Genomic DNA, 1459 nt, shown 5'->3' on the forward strand with positions numbered 1-1459 from the left:
GGCCCTCACCCAGCCGCTGGAGCCGTCCGAGCCGCCGCTGCGGGACGAGGGGGACCTGTTCTCCCTGACGGTCGACCAGTTGCTGCCGATCCGGGCCTACGTGCTGGACCCGGACAGCGGTCTGCCCAAGCGCGACCCGAAGACCGGTGAGGAGAAGATCGCGAGGGTCTTCGCCAACCAGCAGGGCGAGCCGAAGAAGAACGCCCTCGCCCTGCTCGACGGCATCGCCGCCGCCAAGCAGGCACCGCTGGCCCGGGTCCTCACCGGGCTGTCGATCCGCCATGTGGGCCCGGTGGCCGCCGTGGAGCTGGCCCGCCAGTTCCGGTCCGTCGACCGCATCGACGAGGCGTCCGAGGAGGAGCTGGCCGCCGCGGACGGCGTCGGGTCCATCATCGCGGCGTCCGTCAAGCAGTGGTTCGCCGAGGACTGGCACCGGGAGATCCTGCGCAAGTGGCGGGAGGCCGGGGTCCGGATGGAGGACGAGGGGGCGGGCGAGGACGAGGGGCCCCGGCCCCTCGAAGGACTCACCGTCGTCGTCACCGGCACACTGGCCTCCCACACCAGGGACGGCGCCAAGGACGCGCTGCAGAGCCTCGGGGCGAAGGTGACCGGGTCCGTCTCGAAGAAGACGTCCTTCGTCGTGGTGGGTGACAACCCCGGGTCCAAGTACGACAAGGCGATGCAGCTGAAGGTGCCCGTCCTGGACGAGGACGGGTTCGCCGTGCTCCTCGGACAGGGGCCCGACGCGGCCCGGGAGGCCGCCGTGTCCGCCGAGGCCTGATCGACGCGCGATCGATACACCGCGGGTGCGTGGCGGCGGGCCGGGAGGGAAGGAAGCGGGTGGTGGGGGCCGGGAACACGGGCCCGCACCACCCGTTCGGCGCCTATCAGACAGTGACGGGTGTCAGGTCCGCATTCGGGCAAGAGCTGTGGAGCGCTGCCCCTGGGAGCCCTCCGCGGCCTACTGTTGAACGTGCACCTGCCGTGCCCCGGCCGCGTGGTGGGATTCGGGCCGCAGTGGCATGGGAGCGGAGGCCGCCGTGGGACATCGGCACCGCCGGCTGTGAGAGGGACGGAATGGAACCGACCGAGAGCGCCGCACCGGTGTCGCGGCGGCGGGGTCTCGCGGACCCCGCCAGGAAACTGGCCGCCGTACGGACGGGCACGATCCCGAAGGTGGGGCTCCTCGTCGTGGCGGTCGCCACCGCGCAGCTCGCGACCGGTTTCTACCAGGCCGTCCGTGGGGGCAGCGCCCTCTTCCCGGACGGCACCGCCGGCTGGTCGCTCGCCCTGCTCACCGGCGTCATCGTGGGCCACCTGGTCGCCCTCGGGCGCGACCGCTGGTGGGGCGGGACCGGCTCCGGGGCAGCCCTCACCCTCGCGGTGCTGCTGCTGTACGGCTGGGTGCCGGCGGGACTGGTGAGCCTCGTGGTGGTGGTGCTCGTCGGAACGGCCCGCC

The 1459-nt window shown here is 72.9% G+C and carries 1 protein-coding gene and 1 pseudogene; both read left to right on the top strand.

The genetic code is table 11. The annotated features are described in order from the left end of the window. Positions 1-781: helix-hairpin-helix domain-containing protein (locus tag IH13_RS0123840; RefSeq protein ID WP_031087674.1), on the top strand; the 781-nt coding region annotated here is incomplete at its 5' end. Between the two features lie 296 nt (positions 782-1077). After that, positions 1078-1459: pseudogene (locus IH13_RS0123845) on the top strand (GGDEF-domain containing protein); the annotation flags it as partial.

This window comes from Streptomyces sp. NRRL WC-3549 (genome assembly GCF_000721935.1).
Taxonomy (GTDB): domain Bacteria; phylum Actinomycetota; class Actinomycetes; order Streptomycetales; family Streptomycetaceae; genus Streptomyces.